Origin of the sequence: Paracoccus methylovorus (assembly GCF_016919705.1) — a bacterium.
GTDB classification, from domain to species: domain Bacteria; phylum Pseudomonadota; class Alphaproteobacteria; order Rhodobacterales; family Rhodobacteraceae; genus Paracoccus; species Paracoccus methylovorus.
Genome location: NZ_CP070371.1, coordinates 294261 through 311508 on the forward strand (window position 1 = coordinate 294261; position 17248 = coordinate 311508).

Sequence of the window (17248 nt, forward strand, 5' to 3'; positions counted from 1 at the left end):
GCCGGGGATGGCCCGCAGCTGACCGCTCAGCCTCCCGGCCAGATCCCAGACCTGCCAGCCCTCATGCGTTTCGGGACGGTTCAGCCGCGCGGGGCAGTCGGGGCAGCGTCCGGGGCAGGCGTCGCAATATCGGTCGCCCCCGCCGAAATGCCATTCGGCGAGGGCGCGGAGGCGTTTTTTTCCGCATCCAGCACCAGGTGCGGCCCGAGCGCCTTCTCCTGGAACGCCTCAAACACCGGCCAGATGTTCAGCAGGGCATCGATGCCCTCGGGCGTGACCGGCAGGTCAATGCCCTCGGCATCGCCGACGCCCGACCATTCGGTAATCACCATTCTGGCGACGGCCTGCGCCATGGCCACGGCCAGCACTTCCTTCGGCGCGTCGAGGTCGAGGCTGTCGAGGGAGACATCGGAGCGCGCGGCGGCCATGATGGATGTGGTGATCGGGGCGACCCGGACCATCAGGCCGGGGAGGAGGTCGATCCAGCGCGGCTCGGTGGTGAGGTTCAGACGGATCATGATTCAATATTCCTCGGTGTTGTTGACAAGGGTGATGGTCGCCATGCGCGCCGGGCTGGACCCGCGCGCCGCCTGCCAGTCGAAGCTGGCCTGAATGCCCTGCGGCCCGCTGATCTCGACGCGCGGGCGGGGCAGATAGACGGCGTGGGCGGTGACGGTCAGGCTTTCGCCGGATGCCAGCGTGTAGGCGAATTCCAACTCGCACGGCCCGCCCGCGATGGTCTGGTTCATCAGCACCATATCGGCAAAGCGGACCTCGATCTGGCCGGTCAGCGCGGCGATGGAGGGGTCCGCGCCGTCGATCATGCCGTCGGCTCGAATGGTCTCGATCCGGTCGAGGTTGTTGGCATAGGTGATCTGGGCCGAGATCACATTGCCCAGCGCTGCGCCATTACGCGCGATGGCGCCATTGAAATGCCCGAAGCGGATCAGGTCGAGATCGGTGGGCGTGCCGGCCTGCGTCGTGCCGTTGACCGTCTCGCCCTGCGCCACAAGCTGGGCGCTGGCGGTCAGCAGCCCCGAACGCTGCATGGTCCAGCTGAGCTGATTGACCATGACGCCGGAATACATGGCAAAGCGCGGCACCTCCGGCATGCCGGTCTCGATCGCCATCGACGGCAGGGTCCAGTTGCCTGAGCGGAACTCATGCGTATAGGGTCCCGGCGCGGTTCCGGTCGTGACTGGCGCCCCGAACGCGGCCTTCAGCCAGAAGCCGAAACCCTCGGCATCGATGGGGATGGTCAGATCGCCATCCGCGGTGATCGCGTCCTTGACCGGCGCCAGCGGGTCGCGGCCATAGCCCAGCAGCTCGGACGAGAGCAGCGGCTGTTCGGCGCTCAGCGTCGAGGATGCGAAGGGCAGGCGGGTGAAGCCGCTGACGGGGGCGGTGCCATAAACAGTCTCGAACGCAGCCGCGAGTTGCGACCGCGCACCTTGGGCGCGTGCCATGGAAGGTTCCTTTCTATGGAAGCGATCCCGTGCCGGGACCGGGTCAGTGCAATGGCGGCTTGACCAGCGCGGCCAGCCTGGTGAGGCCCTTGGCGGTCACCCGCACCTGCTCGGTGACCTTTTCCGAAACATCGGCGCGCAAGACAGTGGTGATCCCGTGCTCGAGCAGGCTGGTCGCGGTCTTGCTGTGGTAGCCGAGAAAGCTCGCGCCGCCGGGGCGTTTGTAGATCCAGCCATTTTCCTGCAGCCAGAGAAACAGGTCTTTCGGGCGCATCTGCAAAAGCTTGGCGGCGTTGGTGATGCAGAATGACCCATCCGCCTGCGCGATCCGGTCCAGCTTCTCCTGTGCGGGCAGCAGCGCCTGCACTTTCTCTTGCAGGGCCACATGCTGTTCGCTGTAGCTGAGTAGCAGCGCCCGCAGCTGCGCCGGGTCGTTGAGGTCGGTGGCCGGGGCGCGGGCCACTTGCTCTTCCAGTTCCTGCCAGCGGTCGACCAGCCTTGCGGTGAACTCGGGCGAGAGCTGCGCCACGACAATGATGCTGTCGCGTTTCTCGAGCCGATAGACGGAAGTCGTGCGCAGACGGCCCAATGCATCCATATCCTGTTCATCCCCCATTGGGGGTTGGACGATGACACCGCGTGCGGCCAGCCGCTCAATGGATTGCTTTACCTTGTCATGGCGGCTTTCGAGAAGCTCGGTGATTTCGCGCGAAGACATGGTGAGCGGGCTGGCTTCCTGCGGGCCGGCTGGCAGATGCGAGATCATGGTGCTCATTTCTTTCTCCTGATATTCGATGCGGACAGGGGATTCGGGCCGAATCAGACAGGCACATCCGCCCGACCGGCGGCGCGGCGCGGACCGGCGCGGCAAGGCCGGATGCCGCGCCGGTCCTGCTTTGTTCGCATCTCAACCCAGCGGATCGTTGCTGGTGTAATGCAGGGTGAGGATCAGCACCGCCGCCTTGATGGACGGGGCGCCCTCGACCGCCAGATCGGCAGGTTCGGGCGCGTCGGTCTCGATCCAGTCGCAAAGCCCGCCCAGTGTCCGGTCGGCGGCGATCACTTGCCCGACCCGTTCAGCCAGCGCGTCAAACGCCAGCTCCAGACCGGAGGATCCGCGAATGAAGACATCGACCTCGGCCCGGTGCTGCCAGTGATAGCGCAGCGGCGACAGCGTCACCTCCGCCTCGCCCGGCGTGCCGTCGCGCAAGATCAGCAGCCCGGCAGCAGGGATGCGCTCGGGCAGGACCTCATTGCGCAGGACGATGGTGCCGCCGCCGATGCCCTGCAGGAGGGTGAACAGGGACGACAGAACCTGTTCGCGCCTGGTGGTCATGTGCGTTCCCAGCGAGAGACGATTGCGCCCGGCAGGGATGCCAGAGCGGCATTGGCCGGCTTCTCAAGATCCAGCCGCTTCTTCAGCCTGACCTGCGGCACCAGCAGAAAGATCGGCACCGAGGCGAGGCCGCGCCCGGTTCTGGACCGGGACACGGCCGCCCGACCGTGCTTGGTCAGCCGCGCCTCGGCGACCAGCAGGCTGGGGCCGGTTCGGCGATAGACGAAGATCAGCCGCAGCCCGGTGCGCGCCTCCCATTCGCCCGGCGTCGGGCGCTTGCCGCTGCGGCTTTTCCCGGCCGCCTCAAGCGGGATGGCCTGCCAGAACCCGTCGTTTGAGCGGATCAGCGGCCCGGTATCATGGGCGTTCACGATCACCGGGGCGCGGGTCCAGACCATGCTGGCCGCATTCATGCTGTGGCGCCCCTTTGGCCAGATCTCCGAGCGGATGGTGCGGGCCAGCCGCTGGCCGAGGCCGGCGCCGGTGATCTGCCCCCGCCATGCGGCCTTGACCACGCTGCCGAGGATCGCCGGGAAGTCTCCGGTGCTGTGGTAGCCCGCCGAACGCATGCCCATGGCGAAACCCGCGATCTCCATATCGGGCATGGCGGAGGTGTTGACGCCGGCGCGCTCGACGGCATGGCGGGCCAGGTCCATCAGGCTGCGGAACGCGAACTCCCGCGATTGCGGCGATACCGCATGCAGCGAAGGTGCCGCCCGGTGCATGATCGCATCGGCAACGGCATCGCGATAGGCGGCATCGCCGGTGCCGCGGGCCTGCGCCGGGGCCAGCTCAATCGTGCGGCCCAGCGGGTTTGCATCGCCCAGGGCGTCGAGGACCGCCTCGCGGGCCGCATTGATCGAGACGCCGCGCGCGATCAGGTCGTTGGCAAGGTCAGAGCCCAGATCATGCCGGGCGCAGAGCGTCATGATGGTGCTGACCCGGCTGCGTTCTTCCGCGCGGATGCTTTCCGCGTCGGGCGCGGGCACGGCCGGGGCCGCTTGCGGGATGGCAGGGGTTTGCGCGGGGGCAGGGGCGTTGCGGGTTTCATCAGCACCCGCCGCAATGGTGTCTTCAGGCATGTTTCGTCCTTTCGTGGTGATCGCGCAGGGGAATTGCCGGGCGTCACTCGGCCCGGTCCCGGCGCGCATGCCGGCGCCGGGATCGGCGCCGATGGCGACGGCAGAGATTTCAAGCGGCTCCCAATCGACCGCGCGATAGAGCGCGCGCTGGCCGCCATCGGTGCGGTCGGCTTTTGCCACCCGCTCGAAGCGATGGACCCGGTATCCGACCGAGACATTGCGGATGATCCCGGATTTGATGTCGCGCCAGATCGGCTCGACCTCATCGCGCTCTGACAGGCGGATGCGGGCGAAACCGCTGCCGCCCTCGATGCGGATCGAGCCATTCTCGACCACGCCGAGAATGTCGGTCAGGCGGTGGGACGCATGCGAGTTCAGGAACGGCGCACCGGCGTTCAGGCGATCCAGCCGCATCGCGTTGGGAGACACGACCAGTTCCTCGTCGAACTCCTCGTCGCGCGCCCAGGAATAGCGCCGCACCTGCGCGCCGGTGGTCCAGAGAACCTCGAATGTGCGCGAGGCGTCATCGACGGATTGCATTGTGCCGGCCCGCCCGATCACGGGCAGGTCGAGAATTTCCTCATTCTCCATGGTGGTCTCCGTCAGTTATCGCCGCTGGGGGGCGCGGTCGGGTCGGTGGTCTGGACAAGGCCAGCCTTGCTGACCTTGCGCGGGTCGCTGTCGAAGACGAGGCCAGCGGCATCGGCCTTCCTGGCGAAATCGGCCCATTCGCTGAGGATTTCCTCAGGGTCATATCCCCGCCGCGCGATCTGTTGCGGCAGGGTCGAGAAGCCTGCGCGGACCTCCAGCAGATCGGCCTGCACATCCTGCAGCGGGTTGACGCTTTCGAACTTCGGCGGCCCCCATTCGGCGAGGATCTCGATGCCATCCGGCAGCAGGCCCTGCGACTGTGCCTCCTTGATGAACCAGCGCCAGATCGGCTCGCAGAACATCGGGATCACGGTCTGCCACTGGATCTGCTCGACCATGCGGCGGAATTCGTTCAGGCCGGCGCGGGTGGAGGAAAAGTTGGCCTGCGACAGATCGCCGGTCATCATCGCATAGGGCACCCGGAACCCCGCAGCGATGATGTGAAGCTGGGTCCGGTGCCATTCATAGACGCCCGCCGTCGAGGCAGGCTGGTTGAACTTGATGTCCTTGCCGCCGCGGGCATAGGCGATCAGGCCCGGCTCGAACTGTTCGACCCGGTTGCCCATCCCGTCCTCGATCACCGGGGCGATGGATTGCTGATCCTCATCCGCGCCGAAGACGATGCCGACCAGACAGGCTTCGGTCTTCTTGCGCACCAGCTCGGCGGTCTGCCAGTCATCCACGTCGCGGATCGCCCGCATGGCCGGGGTGCCCCATGGCACGCCCCGGCTTTGGACCCGCTGGCGTTCGAACAGATGCGCCACGTCCTGCGCCCTGAGGCGCACCGATTCCAGGCGATGGTTGACAATGGGGTCGTTGTGGCCGGGATGGTCCGGAAACATCCAGTAGGCGATGCGCCGGCCGTCCCGGTCGGTCTCGATCCCCTGGCTGATCCGGGTTCCATCCGCGCGGTTGTCGAAGCGTGCGCCGTCGAGGTGATCGGCCTCGCGCAGTTCGATGCGTAGACGCAGATCACGCGCGTGCGCGCCACGACGATAGCGGGCCACGGCGAAGACCTCGCCGCCCTCGATCATCTCGCGCACGGCAAGGCAGAGAACCCCATGGAAATCCGTGTGCCCATGATCGTCGCAACGGGCGGCCCAGCGCCGCCACAGATCATCGACCTGTCTGTTCAGCGCCGGATCGGGGGTCGCGGCGCGGGGCCGGATGCCGGTGCCGACGATATTGTTGACCAGCACCTGCACCGCCTGCGCGGCGATGGGGTTGTTGCGCACCAGATCGCGCATGCGGTCGCGCAGCGTGGCCCCGGCCGCGGCGATTTCCGCATCCGCCGCCGTGCCACCGGCTTTCCAGCCCGCCGTTCCGCGCCCCCTTGAGGCGGCCTCATATCCGCGGCGCAGGTTTGAAATCGCCACCCGCGCGGCATAGCGCCGGGCGGCAGAGCGTGGCGAAACCACCGACAAGGCAGCATCCATCAGCCCCCAGCGCACGTCCGGGGTGATCTCCTTCGGTCCTGCCATGGTCAGCCCCTATGGAAACCGGCAAAGCCCGCCGCGGGCAAGGGACGGCCCGATCCGGCTGCCATTTCGCCCTCGATGGTGCGGATGCGGCTCAGCAGATCGGCGGCCGAGCCGTATTCAAGGGTCTTTCCATCATAGCTGACCCGCAGGGTGCCCGAGGCATAGGCCCGGCGCAGCGCGTCAAGTTCACTCTCGGTCCAGGCCATCAGAACCAGCTTCCTCTTTGTCTCTTGCCCAGCCAGCCCGACGGGCGGGGCGGCGGCGGTTTCAACGGTTGACGATGCGGTTGCCCGGCCGGGCGCGCATCACTCGTGCCGGGCATGAGCTGCGCGCGCAGATCGTCCCATTTGGCGCCGTCCCAGCGGTCCATGCCCATCAGCCAGGCGCAGGCGCGGGCATAGACCCGGCAGTCCAGCGCCTCGTTGCGGTCGCGGGTCTGCTGCCATTCCAGCTTCTGGAACCCCTGCCGGGTCGTGATGGTCATCAGCTGCTCGGCGGTCAGTTGCTTGGTCCATTCCGCGGTAGTGCCCTTCGGGATATGCACGAAACCGGCCGGCCAGCCGCTGCCGTTGGCCATGTCCTCGTCTGTCGGCGCGACAAGCCGCAGAAGACGATAGGTCTCGGATTTGAACACTGCGCCTGCGACCTTCCACAGCCGCACCCCGCGCCGGAACTTGCGCCCGCCCTCGGTCACATCGACATAGCTCGGGCCGTCCACCGGGGTGGAGCGGTCAAAGCCGCCGACGCCCTTGATCGCGATCACCTGGCCGTGGCCCATCTTCCGGCACCAGCCATAGACCGCATCCGTGGTCGCGCCGTCGCCGGTGTCGATGGCCATCCGGGCCAGCGCCATGCGCGCGCCGCCAGCATGGGGCCAGGTCTCGGCCAGAAACCCGGTCAGATCGTCCCAGACCTCCTCGCGGGCCGTGTCGCCTTCCAGCACCACATGATCGACCAGCCAGGATTCAAGGTTCTCGCCCCAGCCCCAGACGTCGATCTCGATCCGGTCGCGCTGCACATCCGCGCCGGCCGTCAGGATCAGCGCGCGCTGCGGCACCTCCCCCAGATGCCAATCCTCGCGCCGCTCATAAAGGCGCTGCCAGTCCGGGGCCTCGCCGCGTTCCTGCCAGGTCTCGCCCAGCACCGTGTTCTTCAGCGTCTTCAGCGCGGCCTCGTTGCCGACCGCCTGCTCCCAATCCTGCGCGATCTTGGACCAGCTGAGCCAGCCCAGCGGCGAATAGAGGCCGCTGATGTGATATCCAGCGATCCCCGCCGCCTGCGCCCGCTCCAGCATCTCCGGCTCGGCGGTCGGCATCCATGTCGCGCCATTCGCCTCGTCCATCATCTCGGTCTTGTGGCGCTCGGCGATGGGTTCATCACAGTGTTCGCAGACATAACGCGCCGTTTCCGGCCGGCCCGGCTGCCAGCGCAGGCGTTCGAACTTCAGCCATTGCAGGCTGCCGCAATGCGGGCAGGGGACATGGTATCGCTGCTGATCGGACAGCTCGTATTCCCGCTCGATCCGCGAGAGGCCTTTCACGGTGGGCGTGGAGGCCAGAAACAACTTGCTCCGATGCCCGAAGCTGATCGTGCGCGCCTCGGCCAGCGCGATGGGATCGCCCTCGCCATCGAGGTCGCCCGGATAGGCATCCACCTCATCGAGAAACACCCAGCGCGCCGGCATCGAGCGCAGGCCGACGGCGCTGTTCGCGCCGGTCAGGATCAACTGCCCACCCGGAAACCGCTTGCCGAGGATAGTGTTGCCGCTGTCCTTCGACCGCGACGGCATCACCAGCGCCCGCAGTTCCGGGCTTTCCTCGATCAGCGGGTCGATCCGCTGCTGCGACAGGCGTTTTGCCAGATCGACGGTCGGCTGGACCGCCAGAAACGGCCCCGGCGCGCGGTGGATGCAGAAGCCGACCCAGTTGTTACCGCCTTCGGTCGCGCCCACCTGCGCAGCTTTCTGGAACACCACCCGTCGCGCCGGACTGGCCGGAGACAGCGCATCCATGATCGCGCGCATGAAGGGCGTGCGGGCGGTGCGATAGGGACCGGCCTCGCTTGCCGCGCGCGACGACAGGATCCGGTGCCGATCCGCCCATTGGCTGACCGTCAGCGCCGGGTCCGGCGCCAGACCGGCCAGCCAGGCGTTGCGGATATCCTCGGCGCCCTCGAAGTCAGCCAGCGCCACGGATCATCTCCCATCGGGCCTGTCGGATCGCGCAGAGAACCGCCCCGGCGCCTTCCGCATCCGCATCCCGTTGCTCGCGGGCTTTCCTCGCTCTGATCCGCGCCATTGTCCTGTCGATCAGCAGGCCGAACGCCTGCCGACGCCGCGCCTCGGCGCGCCATTCATCGTAAGTCAATCTTCACCTCCGCAAGATCGGCCAGGTACTGGCGCAGGTAATTGTCCAGAACCTGCTCCATCCGATGGGCATCGACGCCCAGATCGGCGGCCATGTTGGCGGCCACACGGGCCGGCCAGTTCTGCCAGGCGTCGCGTTCGCGCCGGGCCAGGTCGAAGACCATGGAGGTGGTGCGCGCCCGGTCGACCAGCTCGCCCTTCATCCTGGCGAGCTTGACCTTGGCGGTCTGCGCCTTCAGCACCTCATTGGCCATCCGCGCGCGCAGGAACGACACCTCGCCGCCCGCGCTGGGATCGGGATCGGCGCCGGCCTCGCGCAGGGTCTCGCCCACCGACTCGATGGCGGCGCGCGGCACCGGCCTGGTCGCGGCGCTGGCGCGCGCGGTGCCGGCCGCCGTGGCGGTCCCCAGCGCCCGCGCATGAGCGCCGCGCTGCTTGGCCGGGTCGGTCTGCGCGTCCCATTGCCGGTCGGCCGTCACCGGATCGATGCTGCCATCCGGCTCGAGACTGATGCGCCCCGAGGAGATTGCCTTGCCCACCGCCGTGTGGCTGACGCCGCGATGCGCAGCATATTGACGGCGCGACATGCCCATTCCGCGTGACCCTTCCGGCTTGCGCCCAAGCATCTGGGCGGATTACATAAAACAATGATATTGCTGCGATTATGCTACACTTCCGGCCTGTGGTGAGCGATTCTGATGGCACGAAAACGATGCAGTTCAGACGCCGGAGAGCCCCCCATGACCATGGCCATCACCACCATCAGGATCGACTATGCCAGCCTGCCCGCCGGCTTCGACCACAGCCGCAAGGATGCGGTTGCCGAAGTGATCGAGGCCCGGCTGCGCGACAGCGGCATCAACGCCGATGCCTCGGATGTCATCTCGCATCTGAAGATCGAACTCCCGACCTGCGGACTCGCCGCAGCCGCCACCGTGCTGGCCGATCTAGGCCTGATCTGAGCGAGAAAAGGAGGCCCGCGCCATGACCATCACCCCCCGCAGCAACCGTGATGCCGCGCTCACCGCCTTTCTCGGCAAGAGGGCCGAGATCGACACCATGCTTGCCCGCCTCGCCGCTCTGAGCGACGATCATTTCAACGCCAGCCCCGACGCGGTGAACTGGGGCCATGTCGGCACGCTGGAGCATTATGCCAGCCTGCTGCGCCAGATCACCGACAGCGCCTTCGGCGAAGGGGAGCATGCAGAGTGACCCCGCTTTCCGAAACCCAGAGCCTGATCCTCAGCCGTGCCGCCGCGCGCCCCGGCAATCTGGCGCTGCCCTTGCCCGACAGCCTGCGCGGCGGTGCCGCCGCCAAGGTGGTGGAGGCGCTGCTTGCCAAGGGCCTCGTCGAGGAGGTCGAGGCCAATATTCGCCGCAGCGAGCCGCTCTGGCGCGAGACCGGCGATGGTCATGGCACCACGCTGCTTGCCACCGAGGCCGGGCTTGCCGCCGTCGGCATCGAGCCGCTGGTGGCAGGCGCCATCGCCGGGGCAAGGCGCGGGCGGATGGAGCGGGAAGCGGCCGCTGCGGCTGCGCCCGAGGCCCAAACGCCCGCGACCACCCGCGCCGGCACCAAACAGGCGGCGTTGATCGCGCGGCTGCAGCGACCCGAGGGCGCGAGTGTTGCAGAGGCGGCGGCCGCCCTTTCGTGGCAACCCCACACTGTGCGCGGCGCCATTTCCGGGGCCCTGAAAAAGCGGCTCGGGCTGACCATTCTTGCAGAGAAAATCGACGGGCGCGGGACCGTTTACCGCATTGCCACGGAGGGCTGAGCGATGATTTCCTTCAACTGTCTGCCGGAGCGCGAGACCTTGAGCGAATTCGCCCGACGCGAATGCGTTGAGAGCATCGACATCCGGTTCTGCCGCAACGATGCGGAAGCAGGCGCCGGTGAGACATTCATCGCCACCTGCGCAGTGCCAGAGGCCGAGTTCGCAACCATCTATGGCATCACCGATCTGGGCGAGGCCCGCGCCATCCATGATGTCGATCTCGACGCAGCAGGGGCCGATGAACTGGCAGCCGCCTGCCGGGCGCTGTTCGTGGCGATTCTTGCCGCGCGGCGCGATCCGCCTGACGCCGCCCAGCGCCATCAGGCGGAACAGGACGCCATCAGTGCCCTGAGCTCGCCCATGGACTGACACAGGCCATCGTCTGTCATATGGTCGCAAACCTGATGCGGGTCGGGGGAATGCGCCGATCCTCATCGCACTGCCTGTTGGCGGATCGCCTCGAACAGCCGCCGCAGGGCGAAGGAGCGGATCAGCGATACACCGGTGAAGATGGCGCCGATGGCGAGATGCTGTGCCGGTGCGGCGTGAAACCCGAACAGCGGAAACACCAGCGCCTGCACTGTGACCGCGACCCAGAAGCCGACGGCAACGTTGGCGATAGCCTCGACCATCGACATCGCGCGCGACTGTTTCATGCCGCCAGCGCCTTGCGCGTCGCAGTCTCTGCCTCGAAGCTCGCGCCGGTCTCTGCATGGGTGGCGGTCTCGCCCGTCATCAGCTGCCAGCGCCGCACCGCGACGTCGCAATAGGCCGGGTCCAGTTCCATCCCGAAACAGATGCGCCCGAGGTTCGTCGCCGCGATCAGTTGCGACCCGGAGCCGGTGAACGGCTCAAAGAGCAGATCGCCCGGATCGCTCCAGGCGGCGATCATCTCCTCGGCAAGCCTGACCGAGAACACCGCCGGATGCGCGCCGCCGGCAATAGCGCCCTTGTGGCGCATCACCCGGATCACGCTGTCGGGGATGCGGTGGCTTTGGATCGCGTTGCCGGCGCCGTGCTTGGCGCTCACCGTGCCATCGGCCGCGCGCAACCCGCCGCCGCCAAGCACCTCGCCGGCATGCTTGCTCTCCACCGTCTTGTTCGGCCGCCGTGGCACCCGATTGAAATGGAAGACGAACTCATGCGCCGGGGCATAGCGCCCGTTCCAGTCGCCGGGCAGGCCGGGCCCCTGATCCCAGACATACCAGCCGAAGCGGCGCCAGCCCTGCGTCCGCATCCACTGGATCCATGCGTCCCAATATGGAATCCATTCGCTGTCGCGATGCACCAGCCCGAGATTGACCAGCAGCTGCGCATCCTCGCTCACCGGCGCCGCCGCGAACACGCCCTGCATCAGCCGGTCCCAATCGCTGACCTTCTCCTTCGCCGCGCCGTAAACGCGCTGCTGGCCATAAGGCGGCGAGGTGAAGAGGAGCGTGGCGCGCTGCCCGTCCATCAGCCGCGCGACCGCCGCCGCATCCGTGCTGTCGCCGCAAAACAGCCGGTGATCGCCAAGGATCCAGATATCGCCGGGGCGAGTGACAGGATCCTCTGGCAGGTCAGGGATGCCGTCTTCTTCTTCTTCCGGAACGGCGCCGAAACCCGATGCCTCGGCGTCTCCGAGCAGATCGGCCAGCTCGTCATCCGAGAATCCGACCAGATCGAGGTCGAAATCCAGCCCCTGCAGCGCTGTCAGCTCGGATCGCAACAGTTCCTCATCCCAACCCGCGTTCTCGGCGATGCGGTTGTCGGCAATGACCAGCGCCCGGCGCTGAACCTCGCTCAGATGCGCCAGCCGGATCACCGGCACCTCGGCCAGCCCGAGGCGCTGCGCGGCCATCAGCCGCCCGTGACCGGCGATGATCACTCTGTCCTCGCCGATCAGGATCGGGTTGGTGAAGCCGAACTCTGCAATCGAGGCGGCGATCTGGGCGATCTGATCCGGCGAATGGGTGCGGGCATTGCGGGCGTAAGGGGTCAGGTTTTCGACCGCGATCAGCTCGATCTGCATCACAGCTCGAAATCCGGGTCGAGGGCGCCCATCGCCTTCAAACGGTCGATGATCGGCTTCATGTCCGCGTTAACCTTCTTCCAGTCCGTCGCAGCGAATTCTTGCGCCCATTGTGACGCATCCCATTCGGGAAAGGTCACACCGCCGATCTGCTCTGCCGGCATCATCATCTTGTTTTGCATCACGCGGGTTCATCCATCGGCCAGCAGCTGAGCTGCCAGAGTTCTGAGCGCATACGCTGCAACCAGGGGGACCACGCCGTTGCCACAGAGCCGAAGCCGGTCCACCCGGTGGGCCAGCCCATCAGCGCCTCGACGAATAGCGGGTTCAGCGTCCGGGGCGATGGCGAGGTATCGCCGCCAGCCATCGGTGTCACCAGGACCTGGCGGCCAAGCAGCCCGTTCACCGGCGTGTTCGCCAATGTGCTCGCCCCGTCCTTGTGGTCGCGTGCCGTCGGCGTCATCCACAGGGCGCCCGCGTGGGTCAGATCGGCCGCCCGGCGGTTGCCGGCACTCGGTTTGCACCCATCCGTTGCCATCGGCGTCGGCCAGAGGCGCAGCATTTCTGTCCGGTTGCCGCCGCTCGAGCGGATCCCCGAGCAGGCGCGCGGGGTCGGCCAGCTCGTCGCCTTCGCGGATGGCGAGGATGAACAGCCGCTCGCGCCGATGGGGCGCACCGACTTCCGCCGCAGTGAAGAGGCCTGCCGCAAGCCTGTAGCCCAGACCGACCAGTCCGCTGGCGACTTCGGGAAAGCCGAGGCGGAGATGATGGGCGACATTTTCGAGAAAGACGAAGGGCGGGTTGATTTCGCCGATGATGCGGGCGACATGGGGCCAGAGGTGGCGGGGATCGTCCGCGCCCCGGCGCTTGCCCGCCACGCTGAACGGCTGGCACGGATATCCGGCAGTGACGATATCCACCGCGCCGCGCCATGGGCGGCCGTCGAAGCTGGCAATATCGTCCCAGAGAGGCGCTGGATCCAGGGCCGCATCTTCCATCCGCGCCACGAGCACGGCCGCCGCGAAGGCGTCCCGCTCGACGTAACCCACAGTTCGATAGCCGGGGACGGCGAGGGTGATTCCCAGCTCGAGCCCGCCCGCGCCGGAGCACAGCGACACGCCGAAGAGACATGCGTCTGCGGCTCCGGCAGGCAGGCCGGGGGAAGATACAACCAGGTCATGCATGGCCTCACGCGGCGGTCTTGCGCTTGCGCGCGGGTTTTGGCTGGGGGTCGGGGTCGCTGGCCTGCGCGGCGGGGGTGCCGGGACTGGCGCTTGACCGATCACCGGAAATTTCGGTGAAGGAACGACCGTCGCTCTCCAGCATGGCCACACCGCCGGTGAGGTTCTGCCAGCGCTCGATGGCGACATCGACGTAAGCAGGGTTCAACTCGATGCCGAGGCAGCTGCGGCCGGTGGTCTCGGCCGCGATCAGCGTGGTGCCGGATCCCATGAAGGGCTCATAGATCGCCTGGCCGGGGCTAGAATTGTTCAGGATGGGGCGGCGCATGCATTCGACCGGCTTTTGCGTGCCGTGGACGGTCTCGGCATCCTGATCGCGGCTGGTGATGTGCCAGAGCGTGGTCTGCTTGCGGTCACCGGCCCAATGGCCCTTGCCCTTGGCGCGAACGGCATACCAGCAAGGTTCATGCTGCCAATGGTAGTCGCCGCGGCTGAGGATCAGCCGATCCTTGGCCCAGATGATCTGCGAGCGGATGTTGAAGCCGCAAGCGATCAGGCTGTCGGCGACCGTGGTCGCGTGCAGGGCTCCATGCCAGACATAGGCCACATCGCCCGGAAACAGCGCCCATGCCTCGCGCCAGTCGGCCTTGTCGTCGTTCAGAACTTTGCCGGTGCGGGTGGTGGCCTGTCCCAGCGCCTTGTTCCGCCAGGACGGATCATATTCCACCCCATAGGGCGGATCGGTGACCATCAGCAGCGGCGTGACCCCGGCCAGCACCCGCTCGACATCCGTCGCCACGGTGCTGTCGCCGCAAAGCAGGCGATGGTTGCCGAGGATCCACAGATCGCCGGGGCGCGTGACCGGCTCGGCCGGTGGCTCGGGGATGTCATCCTCGCCCTCGAGAGCGCGGGCCGTCTCCGGTGCCTCGATTTCGGCGAGCAATTCGCCGAGTTCGTCATCCGAGAAGCCGACCAGATCGATGTCGAACCCTTCCGCGCGGATCAGTTCGATCTGTTCGAGCAGGATCTCGGTGTCCCAGCCAGCGTTCAACGCGATCTTGTTGTCCGCGACAACCAGCGCCCGGCGCTGCGCTGCGTTCAGGTGCGCCAGCACGATCACCGGCACCTCGGAAAGCCCCAGCCGCTGTGCCGCCATCAGCCGCCCGTGGCCGGCGATGATCACGCCGTCCTCGCCGATCAGGATCGGGTTGGTGAAGCCGAACTCGGCCATCGAGGCGGCGATCTGGGCGACCTGGTCGTCCGAATGCGTGCGGGCATTGCGCGCATAGGGCACCAACTGCCCGACCGGCATCATCTCGATCTGCAAGGGGCGAACTCCAAAAGAAAAGACCCGCTGCGACAGGGCAGGCGGGTCCAAAGTGACGGACAGGCGAATGTCCGAGGGACGGCGGAGGGGGCAGCAACCGTGGCAACCCAAAGTGGCAACCCACGGGTGGAAACCCAGAAAAATCCTTTGACGCTAGAGGACTAGCGCGCTGCTGCCCCCCGCATGGGATCGATGCGGCGGAGGAACCATGGCCGGGGGGGAGGTGCCCGGCCGGGCGGCACTGGCCCGATGTTATGGATAATATGGGCCGATCTGGCGGTATTTGTCGCGCCCTATGTTCGCCCCTTTCGCGCCGTCACGGCGGCCCGTTCGCGCCCCCGCCGTCCGGTTTGCCGCGCTCGCCGTCACCCGTCGATTTTGCGGCTCGCGGGCGGGCGCCGGGTTTCCGGCGCTTGTTCAATCTGTTGGCAATCGTCACCAGCGCCGCCGTCCAGCGCCGCCAGGCGGTGGAGCGCGCGCAGCCCACGGCGCGGCAAATCTGCTTCCAGCGATGGCCTTCGGCCCGCATCCAGACGATGCGGCGGTTGTCGATGATCGTCTGCTCGCTGTCGCCGCCGACCAGCGCCAGCCATTCCAGCGCTTCCTCCATGCGCTGGATCTCGCGGGCGTTGGGGATCACCCGCATCTTGGCTTCCTCGTAGCCATAGGCATGCCGGGCCTCGTGAACATATTCCGGCCAGGAGCGGCCATAGCCGCGCGCGCCCGAACCGGGCGGGTTCGGCAGCCGCCGCAGGGTCAGCGCGGCCTCCTCGAAGCGGTCCTCGATCTCGCTTGGGGTGATCATGGCTGCTCCTTCATGGCCGGGACGGGGACGCCGTGTTGGGCGAGGCGTTCGGTTGTGGTCAGACCTGCTACCAACAGGGCCTGCACAATGGCGTTGGAGATGGCGTTCGCGGGCAGGTAGCGATCCGAGTTCACCCAGTCGGCGAAGAATCGCAGCTGCGGGTTGGCCGGGGCGCCGGCTTTCTCTGCGCCTCGCGGCCTTATCGGCTGACGCAGGCGTTGCCGATGGGCCGCCCGCACCGCGTCGCTGAAATAGGCCCATGTCCGGATCGGGCTGATGCGGATCGTCGGCGTGCGGGCGCGGATCACCGGCAGGATGTCGGCATCAAGGTCGATCCCCTCGCGCAGCCAGCCCTCGATCACCTCGGCGGTCGCGGTGATCGCCGTTCGCGATGCCGGGCAGAGGCCGGGGCCGGCAACCGCAAGGCAGCGGGCCTGCGGGTCGGAGTTACCCACAGGCGGGCCATCGGTCGTTGGCGTAGTAGTATCTATATAAGGATGGTTCGGGTGAATCTGGTTCACGGGGTGGGGTGAACCACGTTCACGGGTTACCCGTGCACCAGATTCACGGGGTGAACCCTGTTCACGGGTTGCGGCGAGGTTATCCACAGGCTGTCCCCGCGTTGAGGTCAGGTTATCCACAGCCTCGATCACGATGGAATATTCCACCGTGAAGCCGTGCTTGCAGTCGCGTTGGCCGGTCTCGGTGACCAGCCCGTCGCGGATCAGATCCTGGATCGCCAACTGCACGGCACGTCGCGACAGCTCCAGATCGCGGGCGATATTGGACTTCGAGGTCCAGATACCGCTGCCATCGTCGGCGGCCTTGTCGGCCATGTAGAGCAGCACCGATTTGCGCGTGGCCGAACCGACCACGCGGCGCTGGACCGAAGCCGAGATCAGGTTGCTCATCGCGGCCTCCGTGGCCCGGCCAGCCTGGTGCGGAAGCCGTGCGTCCCGAGCGCGCTCAACGCATCCTCGGGCGAGCGCACCAGCGCCCAGGCAAAACCCTGCGCCTGCACCCCATCACGAAAGCCGGTCTGTGCCGGACTGAGGCGGCCCCGGGCGCTCTTGACCTCCAGAAACAGCGCCCGGCCTTCCGAGAGCACCACCAGATCGCTGAAACCCGCATGCACGCCCATGCCGGCCAGGATCGCCTGCCGCGCCCGGGCATGACGGCCGCCGCCGACCTCATTGGCGGCGTGATGGACGATGGCGCCCTTTGGCAGCACCGCGCGCAGCAGCGCCACGATCTGGCGCTGGATATCGGCTTCGGGCCGGCCTCGGCGCAGCCGGGCAGGAGAGGGCGCGGTCATCGCCGGCCCCCCTCGAGGATGTCCTCGATCGGCCGGGTCTCGAAGGCGGTCGGTGCGATGAAGCGCAGCACCGCGTCCCAGTCGATCATCGATGCGGCGAGCCAGAGAGACGCCACAATGACCAGAACGAGCATCGCGAACATGAGCGCGAAGACGATGCCCCAGATCGGGGCCACGCCCGGCCGGTCGTCATCGCCGCTCATCGGCTCGCCCTCCCGCGGCCGGCGGTCTTGCGGCTCTCCTGGTCGAGCAGCCAGGCGCGCACCGCACCGCGCCGGTAGAGCACCTTGCGCCCGATCCGGATGCAGGGCGGGCCGATGCGCCGCGTCTCCCAGCGCTTCAGCGTGTCGGCGCTGACGCCGATGATGCCGGCCAGTTCCCGGCGCGGCATCCAGTCGTCGAGAAGCCCTTGTTGGGCGGTTTCGGGCGCGATCATCGCCTGATCGGTCATGG

Annotated in this window: 24 protein-coding genes; 4 read left to right on the top strand and 20 right to left on the bottom strand. The window is 67.3% G+C overall.

Translation table 11 applies throughout. The features are described 5' to 3' along the window. Positions 1-80: 80 nt before the first annotated feature. The 10 genes from JWJ88_RS14580 to JWJ88_RS14625 all read right to left on the bottom strand — a co-directional run bounded on the left by JWJ88_RS14580 (position 81) and on the right by JWJ88_RS14625 (position 8968). Positions 81-518 carry a hypothetical protein gene (locus tag JWJ88_RS14580; protein ID WP_205296502.1) on the bottom strand — a complete coding sequence of 146 codons (438 nt, stop codon included), beginning with the start codon at positions 516-518 and terminating at the stop codon, positions 81-83. A 3-nt stretch (positions 519-521) separates the two neighbouring features. Continuing rightward, positions 522-1466, bottom strand: coding sequence for a phage tail tube protein (locus tag JWJ88_RS14585; RefSeq protein WP_205296503.1), 945 nt, complete (start codon positions 1464-1466; stop codon positions 522-524). Between the two features lie 43 nt (positions 1467-1509). Continuing rightward, positions 1510-2241, bottom strand: coding sequence for a phage antirepressor KilAC domain-containing protein (locus JWJ88_RS14590; RefSeq protein WP_205296504.1), 732 nt, complete (start codon positions 2239-2241; stop codon positions 1510-1512). Between the two features lie 132 nt (positions 2242-2373). Continuing rightward, positions 2374-2802, bottom strand: coding sequence for an acyl-CoA transferase (locus JWJ88_RS14595; protein ID WP_205296505.1), 429 nt, complete (start codon positions 2800-2802; stop codon positions 2374-2376). Further along, complete coding sequence (locus JWJ88_RS22075) at positions 2799-4475, bottom strand: DUF6441 family protein (RefSeq protein WP_322986083.1); 1677 nt, start codon at positions 4473-4475, stop codon at positions 2799-2801. The genes JWJ88_RS14595 and JWJ88_RS22075 overlap by 4 nt, the downstream gene beginning before the upstream one ends. 11 nt (positions 4476-4486) lie before the next feature. After that, on the bottom strand, positions 4487-6016 hold the full coding sequence (locus tag JWJ88_RS14605) for a phage portal protein (RefSeq protein ID WP_205296506.1): 1530 nt from the start codon (positions 6014-6016) through the stop codon (positions 4487-4489). A 2-nt stretch (positions 6017-6018) separates the two neighbouring features. After that, positions 6019-6222, bottom strand: a complete 204-nt coding sequence (locus JWJ88_RS14610) for a phage head-tail joining protein (RefSeq protein WP_205296507.1) — start codon at positions 6220-6222, stop codon at positions 6019-6021. Next, a complete protein-coding gene (locus JWJ88_RS14615) occupies positions 6222-8207 on the bottom strand; it encodes a phage terminase large subunit family protein (protein ID WP_205296508.1) in 1986 nt (661 codons plus the stop codon). The genes JWJ88_RS14610 and JWJ88_RS14615 overlap by 1 nt, the downstream gene beginning before the upstream one ends. After that, positions 8194-8382: a hypothetical protein gene (locus JWJ88_RS14620; protein ID WP_205296509.1), complete on the bottom strand. Its 189-nt coding sequence runs from the start codon at positions 8380-8382 to the stop codon at positions 8194-8196. Before JWJ88_RS14620 ends, JWJ88_RS14615 begins: the two co-directional genes overlap by 14 nt. Next, a complete protein-coding gene (locus JWJ88_RS14625; protein WP_322986087.1) occupies positions 8369-8968 on the bottom strand; it encodes an elements of external origin in 600 nt (199 codons plus the stop codon). The genes JWJ88_RS14620 and JWJ88_RS14625 overlap by 14 nt, the downstream gene beginning before the upstream one ends. Positions 8969-9121: 153 nt before the next feature. Here JWJ88_RS14625 and JWJ88_RS14630 point away from each other — a divergent pair, with 153 nt between their 5' ends. The 4 genes from JWJ88_RS14630 to JWJ88_RS14645 are packed head-to-tail and all read left to right on the top strand — an operon-like array spanning position 9122 to position 10525. Further along, the gene (locus tag JWJ88_RS14630) at positions 9122-9343 is read left to right on the top strand and encodes a hypothetical protein (protein ID WP_205296511.1); all 222 of its coding nucleotides are present in this window, start codon (positions 9122-9124) and stop codon (positions 9341-9343) included. A gap of 22 nt (positions 9344-9365) precedes the next feature. After that, a complete protein-coding gene (locus JWJ88_RS14635) occupies positions 9366-9593 on the top strand; it encodes a hypothetical protein (protein WP_205296512.1) in 228 nt (75 codons plus the stop codon). Then, positions 9590-10156 carry a DUF3489 domain-containing protein gene (locus JWJ88_RS14640; protein WP_205296513.1) on the top strand — a complete coding sequence of 189 codons (567 nt, stop codon included), beginning with the start codon at positions 9590-9592 and terminating at the stop codon, positions 10154-10156. The genes JWJ88_RS14635 and JWJ88_RS14640 overlap by 4 nt, the downstream gene beginning before the upstream one ends. Before the next feature lie 3 nt (positions 10157-10159). Beyond that, entirely contained in the window at positions 10160-10525 is a 366-nt protein-coding gene (locus JWJ88_RS14645) for a hypothetical protein (RefSeq protein ID WP_205296514.1), read from the top strand. A gap of 62 nt (positions 10526-10587) precedes the next feature. Here the strand turns inward: JWJ88_RS14645 and JWJ88_RS14650 are convergent, their stop codons facing one another. The 10 genes from JWJ88_RS14650 to JWJ88_RS14695 form a co-directional block, all read right to left on the bottom strand. Continuing rightward, positions 10588-10812, bottom strand: coding sequence for a DUF7220 family protein (locus tag JWJ88_RS14650; RefSeq protein WP_205296515.1), 225 nt, complete (start codon positions 10810-10812; stop codon positions 10588-10590). Next, entirely contained in the window at positions 10809-12167 is a 1359-nt protein-coding gene (locus JWJ88_RS14655) for a site-specific DNA-methyltransferase (protein WP_205296861.1), read from the bottom strand. Before JWJ88_RS14655 ends, JWJ88_RS14650 begins: the two co-directional genes overlap by 4 nt. Then, the gene (locus JWJ88_RS14660) at positions 12167-12349 is read right to left on the bottom strand and encodes a hypothetical protein (RefSeq protein ID WP_205296516.1); all 183 of its coding nucleotides are present in this window, start codon (positions 12347-12349) and stop codon (positions 12167-12169) included. The genes JWJ88_RS14655 and JWJ88_RS14660 overlap by 1 nt, the downstream gene beginning before the upstream one ends. Before the next feature lie 9 nt (positions 12350-12358). Continuing rightward, positions 12359-13351, bottom strand: a complete 993-nt coding sequence (locus JWJ88_RS14665; RefSeq protein ID WP_205296517.1) for a DNA cytosine methyltransferase — start codon at positions 13349-13351, stop codon at positions 12359-12361. Between the two features lie 4 nt (positions 13352-13355). After that, a complete protein-coding gene (locus tag JWJ88_RS14670) occupies positions 13356-14663 on the bottom strand; it encodes a site-specific DNA-methyltransferase (protein ID WP_205296862.1) in 1308 nt (435 codons plus the stop codon). 328 nt (positions 14664-14991) lie between these two features. Then, a complete protein-coding gene (locus JWJ88_RS14675; RefSeq protein ID WP_205296518.1) occupies positions 14992-15480 on the bottom strand; it encodes a DUF6362 family protein in 489 nt (162 codons plus the stop codon). Continuing rightward, positions 15477-16391, bottom strand: coding sequence for a helix-turn-helix domain-containing protein (locus tag JWJ88_RS14680; RefSeq protein ID WP_205296519.1), 915 nt, complete (start codon positions 16389-16391; stop codon positions 15477-15479). The genes JWJ88_RS14675 and JWJ88_RS14680 overlap by 4 nt, the downstream gene beginning before the upstream one ends. Then, on the bottom strand, positions 16388-16795 hold the full coding sequence (locus JWJ88_RS14685; protein WP_205296520.1) for a VRR-NUC domain-containing protein: 408 nt from the start codon (positions 16793-16795) through the stop codon (positions 16388-16390). Before JWJ88_RS14685 ends, JWJ88_RS14680 begins: the two co-directional genes overlap by 4 nt. After that, complete coding sequence (locus JWJ88_RS14690) at positions 16792-16998, bottom strand: hypothetical protein (protein WP_205296521.1); 207 nt, start codon at positions 16996-16998, stop codon at positions 16792-16794. Before JWJ88_RS14690 ends, JWJ88_RS14685 begins: the two co-directional genes overlap by 4 nt. After that, positions 16995-17246 (bottom strand): helix-turn-helix transcriptional regulator, encoded by a 252-nt coding sequence (locus JWJ88_RS14695; RefSeq protein ID WP_205296522.1) that lies wholly within the window; start codon positions 17244-17246, stop codon positions 16995-16997. The genes JWJ88_RS14690 and JWJ88_RS14695 overlap by 4 nt, the downstream gene beginning before the upstream one ends. Positions 17247-17248 lie beyond the last annotated feature (2 nt).

Coding starts and splice junctions, on each gene's coding strand:
- JWJ88_RS14580 (WP_205296502.1), bottom strand. CDS start 518: ATGATCCGTCTGAACCTCACCACCGAGCCGCGCTGGATCGACCTCCTC.
- JWJ88_RS14585 (WP_205296503.1), bottom strand. CDS start 1,466: ATGGCACGCGCCCAAGGTGCGCGGTCGCAACTCGCGGCTGCGTTCGAG.
- JWJ88_RS14590 (WP_205296504.1), bottom strand. CDS start 2,241: ATGAGCACCATGATCTCGCATCTGCCAGCCGGCCCGCAGGAAGCCAGC.
- JWJ88_RS14595 (WP_205296505.1), bottom strand. CDS start 2,802: ATGACCACCAGGCGCGAACAGGTTCTGTCGTCCCTGTTCACCCTCCTG.
- JWJ88_RS22075 (WP_322986083.1), bottom strand. CDS start 4,475: ATGGAGAATGAGGAAATTCTCGACCTGCCCGTGATCGGGCGGGCCGGC.
- JWJ88_RS14605 (WP_205296506.1), bottom strand. CDS start 6,016: ATGGCAGGACCGAAGGAGATCACCCCGGACGTGCGCTGGGGGCTGATG.
- JWJ88_RS14610 (WP_205296507.1), bottom strand. CDS start 6,222: ATGGCCTGGACCGAGAGTGAACTTGACGCGCTGCGCCGGGCCTATGCC.
- JWJ88_RS14625 (WP_322986087.1), bottom strand. CDS start 8,968: ATGTCGCGCCGTCAATATGCTGCGCATCGCGGCGTCAGCCACACGGCG.
- JWJ88_RS14630 (WP_205296511.1), top strand. CDS start 9,122: ATGACCATGGCCATCACCACCATCAGGATCGACTATGCCAGCCTGCCC.
- JWJ88_RS14635 (WP_205296512.1), top strand. CDS start 9,366: ATGACCATCACCCCCCGCAGCAACCGTGATGCCGCGCTCACCGCCTTT.
- JWJ88_RS14645 (WP_205296514.1), top strand. CDS start 10,160: ATGATTTCCTTCAACTGTCTGCCGGAGCGCGAGACCTTGAGCGAATTC.
- JWJ88_RS14650 (WP_205296515.1), bottom strand. CDS start 10,812: ATGAAACAGTCGCGCGCGATGTCGATGGTCGAGGCTATCGCCAACGTT.
- JWJ88_RS14655 (WP_205296861.1), bottom strand. CDS start 12,167: ATGCAGATCGAGCTGATCGCGGTCGAAAACCTGACCCCTTACGCCCGC.
- JWJ88_RS14660 (WP_205296516.1), bottom strand. CDS start 12,349: ATGCAAAACAAGATGATGATGCCGGCAGAGCAGATCGGCGGTGTGACC.
- JWJ88_RS14665 (WP_205296517.1), bottom strand. CDS start 13,351: ATGCATGACCTGGTTGTATCTTCCCCCGGCCTGCCTGCCGGAGCCGCA.
- JWJ88_RS14670 (WP_205296862.1), bottom strand. CDS start 14,663: ATGATGCCGGTCGGGCAGTTGGTGCCCTATGCGCGCAATGCCCGCACG.
- JWJ88_RS14675 (WP_205296518.1), bottom strand. CDS start 15,480: ATGATCACCCCAAGCGAGATCGAGGACCGCTTCGAGGAGGCCGCGCTG.
- JWJ88_RS14680 (WP_205296519.1), bottom strand. CDS start 16,391: ATGAGCAACCTGATCTCGGCTTCGGTCCAGCGCCGCGTGGTCGGTTCG.
- JWJ88_RS14685 (WP_205296520.1), bottom strand. CDS start 16,795: ATGACCGCGCCCTCTCCTGCCCGGCTGCGCCGAGGCCGGCCCGAAGCC.
- JWJ88_RS14690 (WP_205296521.1), bottom strand. CDS start 16,998: ATGAGCGGCGATGACGACCGGCCGGGCGTGGCCCCGATCTGGGGCATC.
- JWJ88_RS14695 (WP_205296522.1), bottom strand. CDS start 17,246: ATGACCGATCAGGCGATGATCGCGCCCGAAACCGCCCAACAAGGGCTT.